The following is a 19537-nucleotide window of genomic DNA, read 5'->3' on the forward strand; positions in this document are numbered from 1 at the left end:
TGTCCCCCCACCTTAGCACACCGAAGATTTCTGACATATCTAACTTATGCTGAAACATCCCTTCACGCTGTACCTGCACAAACCTCAGCTTGTCTCTACTTCTTGTTATATTTAAATTCGTACAAGCATATATTTGAACGAGTGTCTGAGAGTATCTTAGTCTACTATTGGAACGACTATAGGGGAGGTTTGTTCAATATATGCGTGTATCAAATGTGACGGTCAGAAAGAGGCTGGCGCTCGTTTTGGTAATCGGGATTTTGGTGTTTTTTATCATAGATGTCCGTCTTGGCTATGTGCAATTTATGCTAGGAGATTTCTTGACGGGAAAAGCAAAGGATTCATGGAGCAGGAATGTACCGTTTGAACCGCAGCGAGGGGAGATCACGGACAGGAACGGGATCGCGCTGGCAACGAATATTAGTGCGCCGACTGTTTACGTAGTGCCGCGCCAGGTAAAAGATCCTGAAGCAGCTGCAGAAGTATTGGCGAAAGCCCTAAATATGTCTAAGGAGAAGGCCTACCAACATATTACGAAAAAAGCAATGATTGAGAGAATTCCAGAGGGAAGGAAAATTTCTCATGAGAAGGCAAAGGAAATAAGGGCGCTGGATATCAAAGGTGTTTACATCGGCGAGGATTCAAAGCGTCATTATCCATACGGCAGCTATCTATCCCATGTCCTCGGTTTTGCGGGAATTGATAATCAAGGATTGATGGGGCTTGAGCTCTATTATGATAAGGAATTGCAAGGGCAAAAGGGCTCGGTTCAATTTTATGCGGATGCCAAACAGCAGCGGATGAATAATATGGCGGATGACTATGAGCCGCCGGTGGACGGGCTGGATCTGAGGCTGACAATTGACAGCAGGGTACAGACCATCATAGAGAGGGAACTGGATATTGCCCAGGCTAAATACAATCCTGATGGCATTATTGCCATTGCCATGAATCCAAATAACGGTGAGATCCTGGCAATGTCGAGCAGGCCGGACTTCGACCCGGCTAACTTCCGTAATGTCGCACCGGAGGTCTATAATCGTAACTTGCCGATATGGAGCACATATGAGCCAGGATCCACTTTTAAAATCGTAACCCTGGCAGCAGCCCTTCAGGAAGGTAAGGTCGATTTGGAAAAAGACCATTTTCACGATTCCGGTTCAGTAGAAGTAGCCGGGGCAAGGATACGCTGCTGGAAAAAGGGCGGACACGGCAGCCAATCCTTCCTTGAAGTTGTCGAGAATTCCTGCAACCCAGGGTTTGTCGAACTTGGGGACAGACTCGGAAAAGAAAAATTGTTCAAATATGTGAAGGATTTCGGTTTTGGTGAGAAAACAGGCATTGACCTTCAAGGGGAAGGTAAAGGAATCCTCTTCAACCTGGACAGAGTCGGTCCGATCGAACAGGCAACAACTGCTTTTGGGCAGGGTGTTTCAGTCACACCGATCCAGCAGGTTGCTGCGGTTTCAGCGGCAGTAAATGGTGGAATACTTTATACACCTTATATTGCTAAAGAGTTGATTGACCCTGTTACAGGGGAGGTTGTCATGAAGAAATCCCCGCAGGCTAAAAGAAGAGTAATCTCTGAAGAGACTTCAAAAGAGATAAGGCATGCGCTTGAAAGTGTCGTAGCTAAGGGTTCGGGTAAAAATGCTTATGTAGACTCTTACAGGGTTGGCGGCAAAACTGGTACGGCCCAAAAGGCGAAGGATGGACGATATCTCGAAAATAACCATATCGTATCTTTCATAGGCTTTGCCCCTGCGGATGACCCGCAAATTGTTATCTATGTAGCGGTAGATAACCCAAAAGGTACAGTGCAATTCGGTGGGGTAGTGGCAGCTCCTATCGTTGGCGATATGATGGAAGACAGCCTGCGCGCGATGGAGGTTCCTCCACGAAAGGAACAGATTGAAAAAGAATTGACGTGGATGGATACGCCGATGGTGGAGGTCCCTGACCTGATTGGCTTAACAAAACAGGAACTCAGGCAGCAATTGATCAACTTCAAACTAGATATTGCAGGTGATGGGGAGAAAGTTGTTAAACAGCTTCCTTCACCAGGAGTGAAAATCAAGGAAGGGTCAACTATCAGGGTTTATATGAACGATTAACGAAGATATGCTAGAAACAATAGTGTAAGCGAGCAGGCGGCGGCAGGATTATCATCCGCCGCCTGTTTTAGGCTCGCGCATATTTCTGCACTTTACCACGTAAAAAGGGCTTGTTCTTTTCATCTCCACAATGGCTAATTTCAGCCTAATCATGTAAAATAAGAGTCGCCATGTTGTTTGAGAGGATTTGATATTTATGAAATTACACGAATTGATTGGTTACTTGCGCCCGTTCGTGGATTACAAGGGAGAAAATCCCGAAATTACTTCAATTGAAAATGATAACCGCAGAGTGACTCCTGGAAGTTTATTCATATGCATAAAAGGTTATACAGTTGATGGTCATGATTTTGCAGGTTCAGCAGTGAAAAATGGAGCTGCAGCTGTTCTCGCTGAACGGGAATTACCTGTGAATGTCCCGGTAATTGTTGTCAAGGACACTGTCCGGGCAATGGCAGTGCTTGCTGATGCTTTCTTTGGCCAGCCTAGCCAGAAGCTTCATATGGTAGGGATAACGGGTACCAATGGAAAAACGACGACCAGCCATATTATTGAACAGATTTTCAAGGATGCCGGCCAGAAGACCGGTCTGATTGGAACGATGTACACCAAGATCGGCGAGCAAATCTTTGAAGTCAAGAATACAACTCCTGAAAGCCTGACTTTGCAAAAGACATTCAAGAGGATGGTTGACGAACAGGTTGAGTCAGCAGTAATGGAGGTATCATCGCATGCGCTCGTTTATGGCCGTGTCCATGGTACGGATTACAATGTTGCTGTTTTCACAAACCTGACGCAGGACCATTTGGACTACCACAAGACTATGGAAGAATACAGAAAAGCGAAGGGGCTTCTGTTTTCACAGCTCGGAAATGCCTTTAATCATGATAAACCTAAATTTGCCGTCCTGAATGCAGATGACCCGGCAAGTGACGAATTCGCCATGCTGACAACTGCCCATATATTAACTTACGGCATTGATAACCATGCTGACCTGCAGGCGATCAACATCGCGATGACAGCAAGCGGTACATCATTTGATTTGGTCAGTCCTTTTGGCGTGAAAAAGGTAAACATCCAGTTGATTGGCAAGTTCAGCATCTATAATGTACTCGCCAGCATCGGAGCTGCCGTCGTCTCCGGCTTATCTTTAGATGATATCATCGCCTCTGTGGAAGGTGTAAAGGGAGTTTCGGGAAGGTTTGAAGTAGTCGATGCGGGACAGGATTTCTCTGTGATTGTTGACTATGCCCATACACCGGATAGCCTTGAGAATGTCCTTAAAACCATACAGCAATTTGCCCAGAAAAAGGTATTTTGTGTAGTAGGCTGTGGTGGTGACCGTGATCGCACCAAGCGTCCGCTTATGGCGAAAATCGCCTGTGAATATTCTACAGATGCTATCTTCACATCGGATAACCCGCGAAGCGAGGATCCGGCAGAAATCATCAAGGATATGGAAGAAGGAGTAAAGGGTGAAGTGTATACTTCAATCATTGATAGGAAGGAAGCTATCCAGCATGCCGTGAAAAATGCGAAGTCAGGAGATGTCATCCTGATTGCTGGCAAGGGCCACGAAACATACCAGCAAATTGGTGACAGAACATTTGACTTTGATGACCGAATTGTGGCACGCGAGGCGATAGAGGAGAGGTAATATGCTGACATACCAGGATGTTTCAAGTCTTTTTTCAAGAACAACTGGAATAAAGGGTGAGAATATCTGCTTTCATACTGTAAGCAGTCTCGCTGACGCCAAGCAGCCTAAAGGGCTGTTTGTCCCTGTATTGAATGATTCAGGTACTCTGCAGGAAGCGATTTCGAATGGCGCTGTGGCAGCTGTCTGGCCTGAAGGAGAGCAGGTGCCGGCATATGCGCCAAACCACTTCCCGATTTTTTACACACAAGATAATTTGAAAGGCTTAGAGAAAATTATGAACTCATACTATGATTACTTATCAAAACACGAAGAGATCAAGGAAAGAACTAAATTCATTTTCCTGAACAAAGCACTTCTTAATGAAGCTGATGAAACATATGATATAGCTGTGATGGCTGAAAACATCAATGGTCTTGGCAGCAATAAGAATAAGGCAGGTGAGGAATAGAATGCTGGAGCAAGTTATCTTTTTCACAATATTAATGGGTTTTCTGATCACTGTCCTGCTTTCTCCAGTGTTTATTCCTTTTTTGAGAAGGCTTAAATTTGGTCAGAGCATCAGAGAAGAAGGGCCGAAATCGCATCAGAAAAAAACAGGTACACCAACTATGGGCGGCGTGATGATCTTAATCTCTATCACAATTACGACACTTGTGATGACAGGGAAGTTCTCTCAGCCTTCAGTGGAAACGTATCTGTTGTTATTTGTTACTTTAGGATTTGGCCTGCTTGGGTTTATGGATGACTTCATCAAGGTTGTTATGAAGCGAAACCTTGGCTTGACTTCAAAACAAAAGCTGCTTGGCCAGATTATTATTTCCGTTATTTTTTATTTCATCTTCAAGCAGAGTGATTTTTCAACAGAAGTCAGCATCCCATTAACTGACATATCTTTTGATCTTGGATGGGGATATGCCCTATTTATTATTTTCTGGATGGTCGGGTTTTCAAATGCTGTTAACCTGACGGACGGGCTTGACGGGCTGGTTTCCGGTACTGCTGCCATTGCGTTTGGTGCATTCGCAGTACTTGCCTGGAGCCAATCTCAATACGAGCTGTCGATTTTTTCGGTAGCGGTCGTGGGCGCTGTTTTGGGATTCCTGGTATTTAATGCGCATCCGGCGAAAGTGTTCATGGGAGACACGGGTTCGCTTGCCTTGGGTGGGGCGATCGCAACTGTCGCCATCCTGGCAAAGCTTGAGATAATCCTGATCATCATTGGCGGTATTTTCGTAATAGAAACATTATCTGTTATCCTTCAGGTTATCTCCTTTAAAACCACAGGGAAAAGAATTTTCAGGATGAGTCCGCTTCACCATCACTATGAGTTGATTGGCTGGTCAGAATGGCGTGTCGTTGTCACATTCTGGACTGTCGGCCTGCTTTTTGCGATCCTAGGAATTTATATTGAGGTGTGGATCTAAATGAAAGATATTAAAACATATCAACATAAAAAAATACTTGTACTTGGCCTTGCCAAGAGTGGAGTCAGTGCAGCGGCTCTACTACATAAATTAGGGGCTTTTGTAACGGTCAATGACAGCAAGCCTCTTGCTGAAAATCCAGAAGCGCAAGGATTGCTTGAGCAGGGAATTAAGGTTGTTTGTGGAAGCCACCCAATCGAATTGATGGACGAAGGTTTTGAACTGGTCGTCAAGAACCCGGGAATTCCATACTATAACCCTATGATTCAAAAAGCGATTGAAAAGGAAATTCCGATTATCACTGAAGTTGAACTGGCATACCAGATTTCTGATGCACCACTGATTGGCATAACAGGCACGAACGGAAAGACGACTACTACAACGCTGATTTTCGAAATGCTTGAAGCGGGGGAGAAGCATCCGTTGATTGCAGGCAATATCGGAACTGTTGCATCAGGTGTTGCCCAGGAAGCAACTGCTGAGAATACGATTGTTATCGAACTGTCTTCCTTTCAACTAATGGGGATCGACCAGTTTAAACCGCGTATTGCCATCATTACAAATCTGTATGACGCACACCTGGATTATCACGGCACGAGGAAAGAATATATGGGAGCGAAAGCTCGTATTACCCAGAACCAGACTGAAGAAGACTTCCTGATTGTCAATGCCGACCAGGAGGAATGCATGGGAATTGCCCGCAATTCGAAAGCGCAAATCGTTCCTTTTTCAACAAGGAAGGTGCTTGAAAACGGTGCTTATGTAAAGGATGGCTGGGTTTACTTTAACGGGGAGCAAATTATTGAAACGAAGGATATCGTCCTGCCGGGCAAGCATAATCTGGAGAATATACTATCAGCCGTAGCGGCGACGCTGCTTTCAGGTGCAGATAAAGAGGCCATCAGTAAGGTGCTTACAACCTTCGCAGGCGTACGTCACAGGCTTCAGTATGTGGCCACTATCGATGAACGTAAATTTTATAATGACTCAAAAGCTACCAATATTTTAGCAACTGAAAATGCCCTGGCGGCTTTCGGTGCCCCGATTGTATTGCTGGCCGGCGGTCTTGACAGAGGCAACTCTTTTGATGAGCTTGTTCCTTCACTGAAAAATGTAAAGACCTTGATCACCTTTGGAGAAACAGCTGAAAAAGTTGGACAGGCTGGACAGGATGCAGGAATAAAAACGATTCTGCGGGCCGATAATGTGGAAAAGGCCGTTCCCGTGGCATTTGAACATTCAGAACCCGGTGATGTTATCCTGCTGTCTCCTGCTTGCGCAAGCTGGGATCAGTACAAAACTTTTGAGGTCAGAGGAGACATGTTTATCGAGGCCGTGCATAAGCTTAAGTAAGGGCTTGTCTTGGACAACATGACTCACCGATGCTTGGCCTCATTGCAGGCTGGATGGGAAGCGGCATATGAGCCCTAAATCATACAGCCGAGGTGTATTGCTTTGCCAACGAAAAAAACGACTCCAGACATATTCCTGATGATTGTAACATTTACGCTTTTGGCAGTAGGTTTAATCATGGTTTACAGCGCAAGTGCTGTCTGGGCGGATTATAAGTTCAATGATTCCTTCTTCTTTGCGAAACGGCAGATGCTGTTTGCAGGCGTCGGGATCGTCGCGATGTTCTTTATCATGAATATTGACTACTGGACATGGAGGACTTGGGCAAAGGTCATTTTGATCATCTGTTTTGTCCTGCTGATCCTTGTGCTGATTCCTGGAATCGGCAATATGCGGAATGGGTCCAGGAGCTGGATAGGAGTAGGAGCCTTCTCAGTACAGCCATCCGAATTCATGAAAATCGCGATGATTGCCTTCCTCGCGAAGTTTCTGTCAGAGAACCAGAAGGCGATCACGTCATTCAAGCAGGGACTGTTTCCTTCATTAGGACTAGTATTTTTGGCATTTGGCCTAATTATGCTGCAGCCGGATTTAGGTACAGGAACTGTCATGGTTGGCACTTCTGTGGTTATCATCTTTATTGCCGGAGCCAGGATAAGTCATTTTGTCGGCCTCGGACTGTTAGGGGTGGCCGGCTTTGTCGGACTGATCATTTCCGCTCCATACAGGATGAAACGAATTACATCCTTCCTTGACCCATGGCAGGATCCACTCGGAAGCGGCTTCCAGATGATTCAATCGCTGTATGCGATCGGACCAGGTGGGCTGTTCGGTCTTGGTCTTGGGCAAAGCAGGCAAAAATTCTTTTACCTGCCTGAGCCGCAAACTGATTTTATTTTTGCGATTCTTGCTGAAGAGCTCGGGTTCATCGGCGGTTCACTGATTCTTCTATTATTCTCATTACTGCTTTGGAGAGGTATAAGGATTGCACTGGGCGCTCCCGATTTATTTGGAACTTTCCTGGCGACTGGGATCATCGCGATGATTGCGATCCAGGTAATGATCAATATCGGTGTTGTAACCGGGCTTATGCCTGTTACCGGTATCACGCTTCCATTCCTGAGTTACGGTGGTTCATCCCTGACATTGATGTTGATGGCTGTAGGGGTGCTGCTGAATATCAGTCGCCACTCGCGATATTAAACTGTCACTAAAACAAAAGACCCTGCCTCAGGGTCTTTTGTTTTTGATAATTTTTCCTCATGTAAGTTATGATTTTAACAGGACCCGGAAATTCGGACATGTTCTGTGAATATGTTAGGAATATGGCTTTGTTCATGCTATATTACATTTAAATAACAATATCTTTAAAAACTGTTCTGAAGTTTAGAATATAGTAGAATAGGGTAAAACCGGGGAGTGCCTTTTTTAAAGGCTCCTTTTTCACAGTCATAATTCACATCACGGAATCCGGAAAAAAACTGGTGTGTAAATGCAAGCGTGATATACGTGACTAAAAAAGGCTGTTTTCGCATTGATTGTTGCTTTTTAGACGGGTACTCGTAATCGGGATAGTAAAGGGATCAGGCTCTTGTCGAGGAGACTTATGAACAAGCATTGATTTTTACTCGTAAAAACACATGCTCCCTTTTTACTATTTGTTGAGAGAGTAACAAAGTTTATGAAAGAGCCTTAAAAAAGAGATAAGTTGTTGAGGTGTGGAAAATGAAGATTGCAGTTAGCGGCGGCGGTACAGGAGGGCATATTTACCCTGCGCTCGCACTCATAAGGGAAATTCAAAAAAAAGATGAAAATGTTGAGTTTCTTTACATAGGGACAGAGAAAGGCCTTGAAAGCAAGCTTGTGCCCAGGGAAAATATCCCGTTCAAATCCATACATATCACAGGGTTCAAACGTAAAATTTCATTCGAAAACGTAAAGACGGTCCTGCGGTTCCTAAAAGGAGTTCGGGACAGTAAAAAAATGCTCAAGGAATTCAAACCTGATGTGGTCATTGGTACCGGCGGCTATGTTTGCGGGCCTGTGGTCTATGCTGCTGCGAAAATGGGCATACCTACAATTGTCCATGAACAAAATAGCGTTCCAGGTTTGACGAATAAATTCCTGAGCCGTTATGTTGATAAAATCGCCATTTGCTTCGAGGAAGCAAGGGAATTCTTTCCTGAGCAAAAGGTTGTGCTGACTGGTAACCCGAGGGCATCAGAGGTGTTGGGGCAGGATGGAATCAAAGGCAGGTTATCTGCCGGCCTGAAGCTTAAAATCCCAACTGTGCTCATTTTTGGCGGAAGCAGAGGTGCAAGGCCCATTAATGAGGCAGTTGTAAAAAGTCTGACTGAATTAAGCGGCAAACCGTATCAGGTTTTATATGTAACGGGTGATGTTCATTTTGAAGATGTCCGGAAGGAAGTTGAGCTTGTTGGAAGTCCGGAAAATGTCATTATCAAACCATTCATACACAATATGCCAGAGGTGTTATCCGCGGTAGATTTGACAGTAGCAAGGGCAGGGGCGACTACGCTGGCTGAACTCACCTCTTTGGGGATTCCCAGCATATTGATTCCAAGCCCATATGTAACCGACAATCATCAAGAAAAAAACGCCCGGGCATTAAGTGAAAATGGAGCAGCCAAATTGCTGCTTGAAAAAGATCTCACAGGTCCCAAACTGGTTGAAAGCATTGACCATATTCTGGGACGTGAAGAGAAGCTGGCAGAAATGAAAAAGGCCGCAAAAAAACTAGGCATTCCTGACGCTGCCCAGAGACTGTACCGTCTCATGGAGGAATTAGCGAAAAAGTAGCCTATAGGCATGCAACTGCATAAACTGTTCAAAAGCTGTCTCGTGAAAGGAAGGGTATTATGAAGGATCTAGCTAGCAAACTTAGAGATTTGAGCATCGGTTCTATAAAAGAAAATGAACCGCTCGCAAACCACACCTCGATGAAAATAGGCGGACCTGCTGACATACTTATTGAACCTTCATCAATAGAAAATCTAGGAAAAGCGGTTGAAGTCATTAAGAATTCTGGTGTTAAATGGACCGTAATCGGCAGAGGATCGAATCTCCTCGTTTCAGATAAAGGAATTGAAGGTGTTGTCATTAAGCTGGGTTCCGGACTTGATGATTTGGAGATTGATGGCACAAGAGTGACAGCAGGCGGAGGCCTTTCCCTGGTCAATTTTGCGATCACTATCAGCCGCAAAGGGCTTTCAGGACTGGAATTCGCCGGCGGAATTCCAGGGTCGATTGGCGGTGCGGTTTATATGAATGCCGGAGCACACGGATCGGATATTTCACAAATCCTCGAGAAAGCTTATGTGCTTTTTGAAGATGGCTCTCTTGAATGGCTCTCTAACGAAGAGATGAAATTCTCATATCGAACATCAGTCCTTCAGAAAGAAAGACCAGGAATTGTTGTAGGAGCCATTTTCCAGCTTGAAGAAGGGAATAAGGATGAAATTGTCGCGGAGCTGCAAAAAAACAAGGATTATCGAAAAGAAACACAGCCATATAACTTTCCAAGCTGCGGCAGTGTCTTCCGGAATCCACTGCCAAATTATGCTGGTAATTTAATCGAAAAATCAGGCTTAAAAGGCCATCAAATTGGCGGAGCACAAATCTCCGAGCTTCATGCGAATTTCATTGTAAACAAAGGAAATGCCAAGGCGGAGGATGTTCTCGGTCTGATACAGCATGTAAAGGACACAGTCCTCGATTTACATGGTGTGAAAATGGAGACAGAGGTAGAAATTATCGGCCGGAAATAGCAGGAAAGAGGTTCAGGCTGTCAATTTCTGTGATATAATAATTCATTAGATTAGGATGCTTACCTGATAGAAACGGCATGGCCAATTTTCATGCCGTTGGTTCTTCTTTTCTTAGTGTGCTGCTGTACATAGCTTAATTGATTTAAATTTATGAGGCAGCTCCTGATCTAAATTATTATATAACGATGGCTATAACCTGCATGAGCAAGAAAAAAGGAGTTTTCTTCAGAGAAGGGGTTCAGCCGATAAAGTGGGGATTGAAATGGACAAGAGGAAAATCGTCTCGATTGAAGACCGGATTCCAAAGTTAAAACATCAAAGGCGCAAGAAGGCCAATCGCAGGCTTATCATGCTGCTGGCTATGTTTTTTATATTAATAGCCGGTGTTATCTATTTTCAATCACCGCTTAGCAAGGTGAAGGATATTACTGTTTCAGGAAATGAATCCTATTCTTATGAACATATCGTTGAAAAAAGCGGAATCTCCTTCGACACGAATGTGTGGAAAATCAGCAAGGGTGAAATCGAAGGGGAACTGGAAAAAATCCAGGAGATCAAGCAAGCTACAGTGAACATAAAGCTTCCGAATACAGTCGACATCGTGCTTGAAGAATATAGCAGGCTAGCCTATATTTCAAAGGGGAAGAATTTTTATCCGGTTCTTGAAAATGGGAATATCCTAGGTGAAAAACAGATGGATGAAATCCCTGTCAATGCGCCCATTTTATTTGGATTCAAAGAAGGGAAAGTCCTGGATGAAATGATTGCTGCATTGGAGGAACTTCCAGAAGTGGTGATGAATTCAATTTCTGAAATCCACTCACAGCCAATTAAAACGGACCGATATCTCATTAAGCTGTATATGAATGATGGATATGAGGTGAATGCTTCGCTCAGGACTTTTTCTGATAAAATGGCCCATTACCCATCAATCGTCAGCCAGCTTGACCCTTCCAAGAAGGGTGTGATCGACCTTGAGGTTGGTTCCTATTTTAAAGCATATGAAGCAGAGGAAGCTGAGGAAGTTGAAATTGAAAAAGAAAATGAACAGTAATCGTGTAATTCTTTCGATTGTTTTCCTGGTCCTGGGCTTCATGGTCGCTTTTTCATTCCGTGTCACGCAGGACGAGGGAGACAAAAGCCAGGGTCTTACGGACAGACAGTGGGAGAAGCACTTAAGTTTGAGGAATGATTTAATAGAGCAGGAAGAAAAAAACCGAGAGCTCCAGAAAGAGTTGAATGCCAAGCAGGAAAAGGTGAGGGAAATAGAAGCCAGTCTTTCCAAAGAGGCTCAAGTTTTCTTTAACATGGCTGAGGACGCTGAAAAATACCGTATGTATCTCGGAAAGGTGAAGGTCAGCGGAAAAGGTGTAAAAGTAACACTGGCTGATGGAGAGTATGACCCTGATGAGAAAAATATCAATAATTATCTTGTCCATGAGCACCATGTATTCAAGGTGATCAATGAACTGTACATTTCAGGTGCAGCAGCTATTGCTGTGAATGGTCAGCGAATCTCACACAATTCCTATATATTGTGTACAGGCCCTGTTATTACTGTTGATGGCTACCAGCATCCTGCCCCATTTGAAATCACTGCGATTGGCGACCCCGATGTTCTTTCCTCCGCTCTTAATATTACCGGTGGGGTAAAAGATCAGCTTGTGAATGACCAAATCGTTTTTTCCTTAGAAGAAAAGGAAGACATTCATATCGATCCAATTTTGGGCAAATGATCATCATCATTACTAACTTCCCAAATAGGAAAGCCATAAATGTTTAGTCAAGGCATTTTGTTATGGATTAGACAATGTAATAAAAGGCTTTATAGAAAGCAAGGTGAAAGCATTGGGCGGACCAAGGAATCTTAGCTTCAGCGTTATAGCTGCTATCATTGGATTAATGGTCGCCATTCAGTTTCAAACCGTGAAGGAACCGGAAGTCAGGGATACACGCGACACTTGGCAGCTTCGGGAAGATTTAATGAAGGAGAAGGAATTACAGTCCAAGCTGCTTCTCGAAATCAGGTCAAATGAAGAGAAAATTGCTAAGTATGAAACTGAGAGGCAGCAAAGCAAGGAAGAAGTGCTTCGGGAAACACTCTCTGAATTAAAGGAAGAGGCAGGATTGACAAAGGTCACCGGACCTGGTCTCACGCTTTCGATCGAACCTGCTTTCAGTCTTATTGTCGAAGGTGACAATCCACCTTCAGTTTCTCCGGATATGCTCAAAAGGCTGTTGAATGAATTGAACTTATTTGGCGCAAAGCATGTCTCCGTAGATGGTGAAAGAGTAATTAATACAACGGTCATCCGGGATATAAACAGGGTGACAAAAATTAATGGCCATTCCTTGAATCGTTTTCCAATAGAAGTTAAGGTGATCACGGAAAATGGTGACGCAGCCGAAAAGCTATACAATCGTATGAAGGTTTCCGGGGTTGCCGAGGACTTCTTCATCGACAATTTGGAAGTCAAGGTGAACAGGCCTGTTGGTGATCTGGTTGTACCTGCATATCAGGACACAATCAGGATCAGATACATGGAATCTGCTAAAACAGAAAAAGAGGGAGGCAACGGGTAATGTGGCTTCCAATCATGGGATTGATCATCGGTGTCATCATTGGGCTATTAACCGATATCCGAATTCCGGAAGAATATTCCAATTATTTATCAATCGCGATCCTTGCTGCCCTCGATACTTTGTTTGGCGGGATTCGCGCCCAGCTGCAAAATATTTATGATGAAAAAGTTTTCGTATCAGGTTTCTTTTTTAATATAGTATTAGCAGCAAGTTTAGCTTTTCTAGGTGTCCATCTTGGTGTAGACTTGTATTTAGCAGCAGTTTTTGCCTTTGGGGTAAGGCTGTTCCAGAATATAGCCGTCATCAGGAGAATAATATTGACGAAATGGTCAACGACAAGTGAAAAGTAGAAAAAAAAATGATATTTTAAAAGGGAAATATTTAATTGTGACGAATAAAGTAATGTAATTAAAAAATGAAACGCAATTAGATAGTGGTTCGAAATTGTTGTTCAAACACTAGGAATTGATGAAGGAGGTGCCACAGAATGAACAGCAATGATATATACGTCAGTCTTGACATCGGTACATCCAGTGTGAAGGTAATCATTGGAGAAATGGTCAATGACACATTAAATATAATTGGTGTTGGCAATGTTAAGTCCGAAGGGTTAAGGAAGGGCTCCATTGTTGATATAGATGAAACCGTTCATTCTATTAAAAGGGCAATCGAACAAGCTGAAAGAATGATAGGTTTAAAGATTAACCAGGTGATTGTTGGGGTCACCGGCAATCATGTTTCCCTGTTGCCATGCCATGGTGTGGTTGCAGTTTCCAGCGACAATCGCGAGATCACGAACGAGGACGTGGCGAGAGTCATTGATGCTGCACAGGTGGTATCGATTCCTCCAGAGCGAGAGATAATAGACGTTATTCCTAAGCAATTTATCGTGGACGGTCTTGATGAGATCAATGATCCAAGAGGCATGATCGGTGTCAGGCTTGAAATGGAAGGAACGATTATTACTGGATCAAAGACTATCTTACATAATACTCTTCGTTGTGTTGAGCGGGCTGGACTTGAGATCGTGGATATTGGCCTGCAGCCGCTTGCTGCTGGAGCGTTCGCGCTTTCAAAGGATGAAAAGAATATGGGTGTAGCAATGATTGATATCGGCGGCGGCTCATCAACGGTCGCTGTTTTTGAAAACGGGCACCTAAGAGGTACATCAGTCATTCCGGTTGGAGGAGACCATATCACTAAAGACTTATCAATCGGTTTGCGTACTACAACTGAAGAAGCGGATAAATTAAAATTGAAGCATGGACATGCCTTTTATGACCATGCATCGGAAGAAGAAGTATTCGAGGTTTCAATTATCGGCAGCGACCAGCAGCAGCAGTTTAACCAGCTGGAAGTGGCAGATATCATCGAGGCCAGAATGGAAGAAATTTTCTCCCTTGTCCAAGATGAATTGAAACATATGAACATAAGGGACCTGCCAGGCGGATTTGTCCTGACAGGTGGAACAGCCAATATGCAGGGGGTTCTGGAGCTTGCCCAGGATATTTTCCAAAGCAGGATAAGAATCGCCATTCCAGACTATATCGGTGTAAGGGAACCTCATTACACCACAGCAGTCGGCTTAATCCAATTTGCATATAAAAACGCAAAATTAAAAGGAAAGAAAATGGAAGCAGCTTTTAGTGAAATGGAACCAAAAGAAAAGAGAGTACAAAAACAGCCGCATCCAAAATCGAAGCCTGAGAAACAGCCTGAAGAAAAAGTCACCTCAAGAATGAAGAAATTTCTTGGCTACTTTTTTGAATAATCAGAGCTAACAGGAAATCGGCGAATTAGGAGGATTTGTCATGTTGGAATTTGATACGAATTTAGATTCACTTGCTACTATAAAAGTTATCGGTGTTGGCGGCGGCGGAAATAATGCGGTTAACCGAATGATCGAACACGGTGTCCAAGGTGTGGAATTCATCGCGGTCAACACAGACGCACAAGCACTTAACCTTTCCAAAGCTGAAATCAGAATGCAAATCGGCGCAAAATTGACGCGCGGACTTGGTGCAGGAGCCAATCCCGAGGTAGGCAAAAAAGCTGCCGAGGAAAGCAAAGAACAAATTGAAGAAGTGCTAAAGGGCGCAGACATGGTATTCGTCACAGCTGGTATGGGCGGAGGCACTGGTACTGGTGCAGCGCCAGTAATCGCACAGATCGCCAAAGATCTTGGCGCATTAACAGTTGGTGTAGTTACACGTCCATTTACTTTTGAGGGCCGCAAGCGTGCTGGACAGGCAGGCGGTGGAATCTCATCGATGAAGGAAGCAGTAGATACATTGATCGTCATTCCTAACGACCGGTTGCTTGAGATTGTTGACAAGAGCACTCCGATGCTTGAAGCATTCCGTGAGGCGGACAACGTTCTTAGGCAGGGTGTCCAGGGTATATCTGACTTGATTGCTACTCCTGGGTTGATCAACCTTGACTTTGCCGATGTTAAAACAATCATGTCCAATAAGGGTTCAGCGTTGATGGGAATTGGTGTTGCTGCGGGTGAAAACCGTGCTACTGAAGCAGCTAAAAAGGCTATTTCCTCACCATTGCTTGAAACTTCACTTGATGGTGCCCAAGGTGTTCTTATGAATATCACTGGCGGAACGAACCTTAGCTTATACGAGGTACAAGAAGCTGCCGACATCGTCGCCACTGCTTCAGACCAGGATGTAAATATGATCTTCGGTTCTGTCATCAATGAAAGCTTAAAAGATGAAATAATCGTTACGGTGATTGCAACAGGCTTCAATGAGGAAGTCGTCCAGCCTAAGCCGACAAGACCAGGTTTTGGCGGACAGCAAAAGCCAGGTATGGGCGCTGTCAAGCGCGAACAGCCAAAACGTGAAGAAATCCAGCAGGAAGCACCAAGAAGCAATCAGTCGCCACAGGGTGAGGATGCTCTTGATATCCCAACATTCCTGCGTAACCGCAACAGAAGACGCTAATATTACTGCAGAAGGACATAGCCGAAACGGCTATGTCCTTTTTAATGTTCCAAAGCACTTGCTAACACAAAATTCTTTAGGCTGTCCCAGAAAAAATATTGGTTTGCTATTAAATCAAAGATTCTTTCTGCTCTTATAAATAATAATCTGAAAATTGACAAAATCCGAAGGTAAAAGTGAAAATCTCTGTTGTTTTGTTGCCATAATATGACACACTTCATAGGTCAATGACGATATACTTTTCCGTAACGGAATGATAGAGCAAAAGGAAATCGTTTAATAAGTGCTTGCCATGTGGCTGCTTACATTGCCCGACGCCAGCTTGGTTACAACAAAATCAGAATTTAATAGGGTTAGCCAGAGTGAAAATGGCATGCTTGCATATTTTAGCAAGTAGAAGCTGGATGCTGGCTCTGCAGCAGATAAGGGCAGAAAAGGCGCTTGAGGAGATCAGTACCTGTATAAGCGTATAGAGTCTATACACAGGCGCTTGCGCTTTTCTTAGGGGGATGAGAGGTGAAGGTATATCTGGATGTCATCTGGGCTCTGAATCTATTATTTGATACATTCCTTCTTTACCTGACTGCCATCATCCTGAAAAGACAGGTTAAGCTTTGGAGATTAGGGTTGGGAGGGGCTATTGGTTCATTGCTCATTATATTAGCTATTACTCCTTTTCATGCTGCATCGGGGCACCCAGCAGGGAAATTGTTCTTTTCGATCATGATGGTCCTGGCAGTCTTTGGATATAAAAGATTCCGTTTTTTCTTAAAGGCGCTGATGACTTTTTATGTAACGACCTTTCTGCTTGGGGGCACCTTGACAGGAGTACACTACTTTATCCAATTTGATATGAACCTGGCATCGAGTGTTGCTATGAATCATATTAAAGGATTTGGTGATCCAATCAGCTGGCTGTTTGTATTGCTCGGGTTTCCGCTCGCATGGCATTTTTCGAGGCGGAATATTGAACAATTTGAAATGACAAAGATTAAGTATGATTCACTTGCAGAAGTTGACGTGAAGTTCATGGAATTGGATTTCAGCGTAAAAGGACTGATTGACAGCGGCAACCAGCTATATGACCCAATTTCTAAAATGCCAGTCATGATTTTATCTATTGCAAATTGTTTGGACAGTATGCCAGGTGAACTCAGAAGGATTGCGCAAAATCCTGATTGTGTTTTGTCAGGGGATGGGAATTTTTCGCCTCAGTTGGAAAATCGGATGAGAATCATTCCATGCAAGGTGGTTGGACAAGAGCATCAGTTAATTATTGCTTTTCATCCTGACAGCATTAAAATCACCACAAACGAAGGTACTTATATTGCTGAAAAGGGTTTAATATCCTTTACTGTACAAGAATTATCGGCAGATGGCAGTTTCCAATGCATTATCCACCCTAAAATGCTGGCAGGGATGTCAAAGCCAGAGCGGGCGGAGAAGGTAAGTTAATATTACTATACTCAGAAATACATAATTTAGAAGGAGGACAATCAATGAAAAATTTGCGGCTTCGGTTATCCTATTACTGGTATAAATTATTAATTAAACTAGGCTTGAAAACAGATGAAATATATTATATCGGCGGTAGCGAAGCGTTGCCACCTCCTTTAACGAAAGAAGAGGAAGAAGTGCTGTTGCATAAACTGCCAAACGGGGATAAAGCAGCTCGGTCGATCCTGATAGAAAGGAATTTAAGACTCGTTGTCTACATCGCACGTAAATTCGAAAACACAGGCATCAATATAGAAGACTTAATCAGTATTGGAACAATCGGTTTAATTAAAGCGGTTAATACCTTTAACCCAGAGAAGAAAATCAAGCTGGCGACCTATGCATCCAGATGTATTGAAAATGAGATCCTTATGTATCTGCGCAGGAATAATAAACTTCGGTCAGAAGTTTCCTTTGATGAGCCGCTGAATATTGATTGGGATGGAAATGAACTCCTGCTGTCCGATGTTCTTGGTACAGATGATGATATTATCACTAAGGATCTTGAATCCAATGTTGATAAAAAATTGCTGGTTAAAGCGCTGCAGCAGCTTTCTGACCGTGAAAAGCAAATCATGGAATTGCGATTTGGCCTTGGAAGCGGCGAGGAAAAGACACAAAAGGATGTCGCAGATATGCTGGGTATATCACAGTCCTACATTTCACGTCTTGAAAAAAGAATCATCAAACGTTTGCGTAAAGAATTCAATAAAATGGTATAGCAGAAAAATTTTCACCAAAAAATTTTTAACGTTGATAACCCTGATAAAATAGCGGTTCTACTGGACAATTCTTCCTGAAACCAATCCAGGCTTCAGGTAAATAGTGCATATTTTTCCTTCTTGCGGAGATACTGATTTTTGACAGCAGCTCCTGTGAGGAGGGAAAAGATTGACACGAAACAAAGTTGAAATTTGCGGTGTTGATACATCAAAGCTTCCCGTTCTTAAAAACGAGGAAATGAGAAAACTTTTCAGAGAAATGCAAAGCGGTGACATCACAGCAAGAGAAAAACTTGTGAATGGGAACCTGAGGCTTGTTTTGAGTGTGATCCAGCGTTTTAACAACCGGGGCGAGTTTGTTGATGACCTGTTTCAGGTCGGATGTATAGGCCTTATGAAGTCCATTGATAATTTTGATCTCGGACAGAATGTTAAGTTTTCGACCTATGCTGTCCCCATGATCATCGGCGAAATCAGAAGGTACTTAAGAGATAATAATCCAATTAGAGTCTCCCGGTCATTAAGGGATATAGCCTATAAGGCCCTGCAAGTTCGAGAAAAGCTGATGAGCGAGGCATCCAGGGAGCCGACTGCAGAGGAAATTGCCAAGGTGCTTGAAGTGCCGCATGAAGAGATTGTCTTCGCCCTTGATGCCATCCAGGACCCAGTCTCCTTGTTTGAACCGATCTATAATGATGGCGGAGATCCAATCTATGTAATGGACCAGCTAAGTGATGAACGGAACAAGGATACGAACTGGATAGAAGAAATCGCACTGAAAGAAGGCATGAGACGGCTGAACGAGAGGGAGAAATTAATTTTAAGGAAGAGATTCTTCCAGGGTAAGACACAAATGGAGGTAGCCGATGAAATCGGCATCTCACAAGCCCAGGTCTCCCGCCTTGAGAAAGCAGCCATTAAACAAATGAATAAAAATATACAAAGTTAAGCTGCCTTTTGGGCAGCTTTTTCATTTGGATAGGGGTAGGCTCTAATAAAAGAATGACTGGACATCCGACATAATCAGTAATGACTGAACTAATTCATACATCTGTATTACCTTCATATAATTTAAAAAGGGCTGAAAAACGCCAAAGTGAAATCCGGAGGGATCTGTATGGTTAAGGTGACAGAATTTCAAGTTAAGGATGTCGTGAATGTTTCGGATGGCAAAAGGCTTGGTAATATAGAGGATTTCGAAATCAATTTAAATACCGGTAAAATCGAAGCGGTTGTAATAGGGAGTTCTGGAAAGGTGCTTGGATTCTTCGGAAAGGAAGAAGAAGTTGTGATTCCCTGGAGAAATATCCTGAAAATAGGTGAGGATGTCATTTTAGTCCGGTATAAAGACAGCGGTGAATATCTGCAGCAAAATGACAGTGATGAGTAAGGTCGTAATACTGTTGTATTGCGGCTTGTATGTGATAAACTAGACAAAAACG

Annotated in this window: 18 protein-coding genes; all 18 read left to right on the forward strand. The window is 43.5% G+C overall.

Annotated elements, in window-relative coordinates:
* Positions 1-200: 200 nt before the first annotated feature.
* The 18 genes from J7I80_RS02860 to J7I80_RS02945 all read left to right on the forward strand — a co-directional run bounded on the left by J7I80_RS02860 (position 201) and on the right by J7I80_RS02945 (position 19485).
* Entirely contained in the window at positions 201-2114 is a 1914-nt protein-coding gene (locus J7I80_RS02860) for a stage V sporulation protein D (RefSeq protein WP_214735910.1), read from the forward strand.
* Between the two features lie 196 nt (positions 2115-2310).
* A complete protein-coding gene (locus J7I80_RS02865) occupies positions 2311-3771 on the forward strand; it encodes a UDP-N-acetylmuramoyl-L-alanyl-D-glutamate--2,6-diaminopimelate ligase (protein WP_214735911.1) in 1461 nt (486 codons plus the stop codon).
* A gap of 1 nt (position 3772) precedes the next feature.
* Positions 3773-4222, forward strand: a complete 450-nt coding sequence (locus J7I80_RS02870; RefSeq protein ID WP_214735912.1) for a hypothetical protein — start codon at positions 3773-3775, stop codon at positions 4220-4222.
* Between the two features lies 1 nt (position 4223).
* Positions 4224-5198, forward strand: coding sequence for a phospho-N-acetylmuramoyl-pentapeptide-transferase (gene mraY, locus J7I80_RS02875; RefSeq protein ID WP_192470264.1), 975 nt, complete (start codon positions 4224-4226; stop codon positions 5196-5198).
* Positions 5199-6551: a UDP-N-acetylmuramoyl-L-alanine--D-glutamate ligase gene (gene murD / locus J7I80_RS02880; RefSeq protein WP_214735913.1), complete on the forward strand. Its 1353-nt coding sequence runs from the start codon at positions 5199-5201 to the stop codon at positions 6549-6551.
* Positions 6552-6653: 102 nt separating this feature from the next.
* A complete protein-coding gene (gene spoVE / locus J7I80_RS02885; protein ID WP_214735914.1) occupies positions 6654-7754 on the forward strand; it encodes a stage V sporulation protein E in 1101 nt (366 codons plus the stop codon).
* Between the two features lie 522 nt (positions 7755-8276).
* Entirely contained in the window at positions 8277-9371 is a 1095-nt protein-coding gene (murG, locus tag J7I80_RS02890; RefSeq protein ID WP_214735915.1) for an undecaprenyldiphospho-muramoylpentapeptide beta-N-acetylglucosaminyltransferase, read from the forward strand.
* Positions 9372-9430: 59 nt separating this feature from the next.
* Entirely contained in the window at positions 9431-10339 is a 909-nt protein-coding gene (murB, locus tag J7I80_RS02895; RefSeq protein ID WP_214735916.1) for a UDP-N-acetylmuramate dehydrogenase, read from the forward strand.
* A 262-nt stretch (positions 10340-10601) separates the two neighbouring features.
* Complete coding sequence (locus tag J7I80_RS02900; RefSeq protein WP_214735917.1) at positions 10602-11393, forward strand: cell division protein FtsQ/DivIB; 792 nt, start codon at positions 10602-10604, stop codon at positions 11391-11393.
* Positions 11341-12075 carry a DUF881 domain-containing protein gene (locus tag J7I80_RS02905; protein WP_214735966.1) on the forward strand — a complete coding sequence of 245 codons (735 nt, stop codon included), beginning with the start codon at positions 11341-11343 and terminating at the stop codon, positions 12073-12075. The genes J7I80_RS02900 and J7I80_RS02905 overlap by 53 nt, the downstream gene beginning before the upstream one ends.
* Before the next feature lie 166 nt (positions 12076-12241).
* On the forward strand, positions 12242-12922 hold the full coding sequence (locus J7I80_RS02910) for a DUF881 domain-containing protein (protein WP_214735967.1): 681 nt from the start codon (positions 12242-12244) through the stop codon (positions 12920-12922).
* The gene (locus J7I80_RS02915; protein ID WP_214735918.1) at positions 12922-13272 is read left to right on the forward strand and encodes a small basic family protein; all 351 of its coding nucleotides are present in this window, start codon (positions 12922-12924) and stop codon (positions 13270-13272) included. The genes J7I80_RS02910 and J7I80_RS02915 overlap by 1 nt, the downstream gene beginning before the upstream one ends.
* 137 nt (positions 13273-13409) lie before the next feature.
* Positions 13410-14693, forward strand: coding sequence for a cell division protein FtsA (gene ftsA, locus J7I80_RS02920; protein WP_214735919.1), 1284 nt, complete (start codon positions 13410-13412; stop codon positions 14691-14693).
* A gap of 40 nt (positions 14694-14733) precedes the next feature.
* On the forward strand, positions 14734-15876 hold the full coding sequence (gene ftsZ / locus J7I80_RS02925) for a cell division protein FtsZ (protein WP_214735920.1): 1143 nt from the start codon (positions 14734-14736) through the stop codon (positions 15874-15876).
* Positions 15877-16392: 516 nt separating this feature from the next.
* Positions 16393-17331 (forward strand): sigma-E processing peptidase SpoIIGA, encoded by a 939-nt coding sequence (gene spoIIGA, locus J7I80_RS02930; RefSeq protein ID WP_214735921.1) that lies wholly within the window; start codon positions 16393-16395, stop codon positions 17329-17331.
* Between the two features lie 44 nt (positions 17332-17375).
* Positions 17376-18095, forward strand: coding sequence for an RNA polymerase sporulation sigma factor SigE (sigE, locus tag J7I80_RS02935; protein ID WP_214735922.1), 720 nt, complete (start codon positions 17376-17378; stop codon positions 18093-18095).
* 169 nt (positions 18096-18264) lie between these two features.
* The gene (gene sigG, locus J7I80_RS02940; RefSeq protein ID WP_144474803.1) at positions 18265-19044 is read left to right on the forward strand and encodes an RNA polymerase sporulation sigma factor SigG; all 780 of its coding nucleotides are present in this window, start codon (positions 18265-18267) and stop codon (positions 19042-19044) included.
* Positions 19045-19212: 168 nt separating this feature from the next.
* On the forward strand, positions 19213-19485 hold the full coding sequence (locus J7I80_RS02945; protein ID WP_192470272.1) for a YlmC/YmxH family sporulation protein: 273 nt from the start codon (positions 19213-19215) through the stop codon (positions 19483-19485).
* Positions 19486-19537 lie beyond the last annotated feature (52 nt).

Origin of the sequence: Bacillus sp. ISL-41 (assembly GCF_018613235.1) — a bacterium.
Classification (GTDB): Bacteria; Bacillota; Bacilli; order Bacillales; family Cytobacillaceae; genus Mesobacillus.